We start from the raw sequence: 3,098 nt of genomic DNA, 5'->3' as shown, positions 1-3,098 counted from the left end.
AGCAGTTTGGCAAAATGGCGGGTTCAGTGCTAAATTTAACATTCGGAATTCTAATAAACATTATTGCTAAATTGAAAGTAAGTGATTCTAAATCCGCCACTTCGCCAAGCTGCAAAACGTTAGCGGTAATTGTAAAACCGCTACTCATATATGTATTCTGAAACAATGGCAAACTTCTTATTCGCACGTTTTGGAATACCATTTTCATCACATTGCAATGTTACCTTAATCGGGTCTTTAAAACCTTTGACATAAGGAACTATTACAACCGTACCTATCGAAATATCCTCAATTGCTGGCTCGGTAATTACAACCAAATGTTTATCACCTCTGCCATTTGTTAATTTTTGCACTTCAAATTCTTTTTCCATAAACAACTACCGCTAACACATAATATAAAATAGCTGGGTGTCAGTGGGTTTATTAGCCAGCTTGCTACTTGTTAGTTTTTTTGGCGTGGGATAGGTCAGTAGCTTCAAATCCCAGCCATTTCATATTATCAACGTTAGGCGATATGCTAAAACAACCGCACTTGCGAAACGAAATCATCATATCTTTTGCACGATTTGTTAAAATATTCTTCATCAACTTCAAAGCCTACAAAATTTAGTCCGTTTTTATTCGCTGAAATTCTTGAACTTCCAGAACCTAAATGAGTATCTAAAACTTTTGCTCCAGCTTCTAATTTTGCAAACTGAAAACAAAAATCATATAATGAAATAGGTTTTTGAGTTGGGTGTATTTTATCAATATTTCCGTAAGCTTCAACTCTACTCATTCTAAATGCTTTTGCTGAATTATCAAAAGAAGTCCAAGCAAACTCAAAATCTGCACCGCTAAACATTTGTATTTTATCCCAAATAATCATTCCTCTTGTTGGTGGTAAATTATCTAAAAAATAGTTTCCGCCCCAAATAATTTGATTTTTAGAAACCCTAAATAATTCAATCCAAAAATCATCAGTTGGTAAAACATCCCAATCAACGTGTCTTTCAGTTCTTACAAATTTGCTTCCTCTTTTTTCGCCGCTTAATAAACTATGACCAATTCCGTATGGTGGGTCGATACAAGCCAAATCAAAATATTTATCAGGATAATGCTTCATTCCCTCAATACAATCCATAAGATAAACCTCCGAAGTAAAAGCACAATCGCCTAACACGTGTTTGGCAATATGCGGGGTTTGTTCTTTAATTATTTGTTCAGTCATTTTTGTTGTGTTTTGTGATTAATCGAAAGTTTTGGTATATTTAACCCGCACATCGCCAAGCACGGGAACGTTATAGCCAACCTTAAAAAACGACACGACAACTGTCACACCTTGAAACTTTGAGTATCTAACTGTCAAACATTAAAACAGACAGTATGAACAGATTTATTTTAATCGGACTTGCAACGGCTTTTATGCTGTCTTGCAACTCATCAACTCAAAACAAAAAGGAAATGACAATGGAACAACAAACGGCAGGAATGGTGGAAATCACCACATTTAAACTCAATCAAGGGGTTACGAGAAAAGACTTTGAAATATCTGCACGTTCAATGCAAAAGGACTTTTTAGAGAAGCAAAACGGGTTTATAAAAAGGACTTTGACTGTTTCAGAAGACAGCACTTGGACTGACGTAGTTTTTTGGAAAGACCAAGAAAGTGCAGAGAAAACAATGAAACTTTCGGAAACATCAGAATTGGTTCTTCCTTTTATGGAGAAAATTGATTTCAACTCTGTTAAAATGAACCTTACAACCCCAGTCATCATTGAAGAATGAACGCAAAGCAATTAGAGCAATGGATTTTAGGCAACTATCAGGGCGTAATCGTAACAGATGCTTATCGTGAGCGAAGTTTCTTTTATAATCCTGATGGTTCCCTGCCAAAGGGAATATACTTTGCTACAATCAAAGAAAGTGACGGACCCAATGACAAGACTTCCAATTTAGACAGAGAAGGAATTTATCGTTTAAGTCTTGGTGTTGAAAAAAAGCAATACCAAAAACTATTTGGTGAAATTCCTAAACGACCAGCAAAAGGCGAGATAGTAGAACTTGATTTTGATTTCACCACAACGGGTATGTTGATGCCACACCCTATTTATGCTTGGTTAGGTTGGGTTTGTATCAATAATCCAGACAGTGAAAACTTAGATTTTTTGAAACATCTTTTTGATATTTCTTACCAAAACGTATTAGTAAAATTCGCAAAGAAAAAATGAGTAATCCATTTCAAACCAAATATCAAGACAAAGACGACAATGAACTGATTGCACAAGCAAGGGAAGGTTCAAAAATCGCCTTAGAAACATTGATAAAAAAGCACCAACATTACATTTACAATGTGGCTTTAAAGATGACATTGAGCCCATTTGATGCAGAAGATGTAACACAAGAAGTGTTGATAAAAGTCATTACTAATCTTGCTCAATTTAAAGGCGAAAGCAATTTCAGAACTTGGTTATACCGCATTACTTTCAATCACTTTCTGAAAATGAAAAAGGTTTGGTTAGAAGATTACATTATTTCTTTTGACCAATATGGCAGTGAACTTGGACAAATGCCAGATACAGACCTTTCCGATTTGGAAAAAGCAGAGATGAAAGAATTGATACAAGAAGCCAACATCAGTTGTATGAGCGGAATGTTACTGTGTTTGGATAGAGAACAACGCTTGGTTTACGTTTTAGGAGAAATATTTGGTATTGACCATACAATAGGCTCACAAATGTTGAACATTACCAAAGACAATTTTCGTCAAAGACTTTCAAGAGCAAGAAGAGACCTTTATAATTTTATGAATAACAAATGTGGCTTAATCAACACTTCAAATCCTTGTCGTTGCGACCGAAAAACAAAATCATTCATTAAAGCAGGTTGGGTTGATAAAGACAAAATGAAGTACAACACTTCATACCTAAAAAAGATAAAGGAAGAAGCCCCAAAAAAAGCAGAAGACCTTTGCGACCTGACAGAAATTGAATATGCTGACCTTTTCAGAAACCATCCGTTTCAGGAAAAAGAACATCATAAAAAACTTTTTACTAACTTGCTTACGGACGACAGAATTTCAAACTTGTTTAACCTGAATTGAAAGAAAGGCTGGCTAT

Annotated in this window: 5 protein-coding genes; 3 read left to right on the top strand and 2 right to left on the bottom strand. The window is 35.2% G+C overall.

The window, feature by feature from the left end; translation table 11 throughout:
* Positions 1-140 precede the first annotated feature (140 nt).
* Together IAI56_RS15390 and IAI56_RS15385 are read right to left on the bottom strand one after the other, a co-directional pair.
* Positions 141-371: a hypothetical protein gene (locus IAI56_RS15390; RefSeq protein WP_187658702.1), complete on the bottom strand. Its 231-nt coding sequence runs from the start codon at positions 369-371 to the stop codon at positions 141-143.
* Positions 372-517: 146 nt separating this feature from the next.
* Complete coding sequence (locus IAI56_RS15385; protein ID WP_187658701.1) at positions 518-1,210, bottom strand: DNA methyltransferase; 693 nt, start codon at positions 1,208-1,210, stop codon at positions 518-520.
* Between the two features lie 155 nt (positions 1,211-1,365).
* Between IAI56_RS15385 and IAI56_RS15380 the strand changes: the two genes are divergently transcribed.
* From IAI56_RS15380 to IAI56_RS15370, 3 genes are read left to right on the top strand one after another with little or no spacing between them, the layout of a single operon-like run.
* The gene (locus tag IAI56_RS15380) at positions 1,366-1,767 is read left to right on the top strand and encodes a hypothetical protein (protein ID WP_094414888.1); all 402 of its coding nucleotides are present in this window, start codon (positions 1,366-1,368) and stop codon (positions 1,765-1,767) included.
* The gene (locus tag IAI56_RS15375) at positions 1,764-2,210 is read left to right on the top strand and encodes a DUF6194 family protein (protein WP_094414890.1); all 447 of its coding nucleotides are present in this window, start codon (positions 1,764-1,766) and stop codon (positions 2,208-2,210) included. The genes IAI56_RS15380 and IAI56_RS15375 overlap by 4 nt, the downstream gene beginning before the upstream one ends.
* Positions 2,207-3,082 carry an RNA polymerase sigma factor gene (locus IAI56_RS15370; RefSeq protein WP_187658700.1) on the top strand — a complete coding sequence of 292 codons (876 nt, stop codon included), beginning with the start codon at positions 2,207-2,209 and terminating at the stop codon, positions 3,080-3,082. Before IAI56_RS15375 ends, IAI56_RS15370 begins: the two co-directional genes overlap by 4 nt.
* The last annotated feature ends 16 nt before the right edge of the window (positions 3,083-3,098 follow it).

Origin of the sequence: Flavobacterium macrobrachii (assembly GCF_014486675.1) — a bacterium.
GTDB classification, from domain to species: Bacteria; Bacteroidota; Bacteroidia; order Flavobacteriales; family Flavobacteriaceae; genus Flavobacterium; species Flavobacterium macrobrachii.
Note: the sequence above shows the minus strand (reverse complement) of the source record. Positions and strands in the feature narration are given on the sequence as shown.

Excerpts from the sequence above, each read along its gene's own strand:
- IAI56_RS15390 (WP_187658702.1), bottom strand. The coding sequence starts at position 371 with ATGGAAAAAGAATTTGAAGTGCAAAAATTAACAAATGGCAGAGGTGAT.
- IAI56_RS15385 (WP_187658701.1), bottom strand. The coding sequence starts at position 1,210 with ATGACTGAACAAATAATTAAAGAACAAACCCCGCATATTGCCAAACAC.
- IAI56_RS15380 (WP_094414888.1), top strand. The coding sequence starts at position 1,366 with ATGAACAGATTTATTTTAATCGGACTTGCAACGGCTTTTATGCTGTCT.
- IAI56_RS15375 (WP_094414890.1), top strand. The coding sequence starts at position 1,764 with ATGAACGCAAAGCAATTAGAGCAATGGATTTTAGGCAACTATCAGGGC.
- IAI56_RS15370 (WP_187658700.1), top strand. The coding sequence starts at position 2,207 with ATGAGTAATCCATTTCAAACCAAATATCAAGACAAAGACGACAATGAA.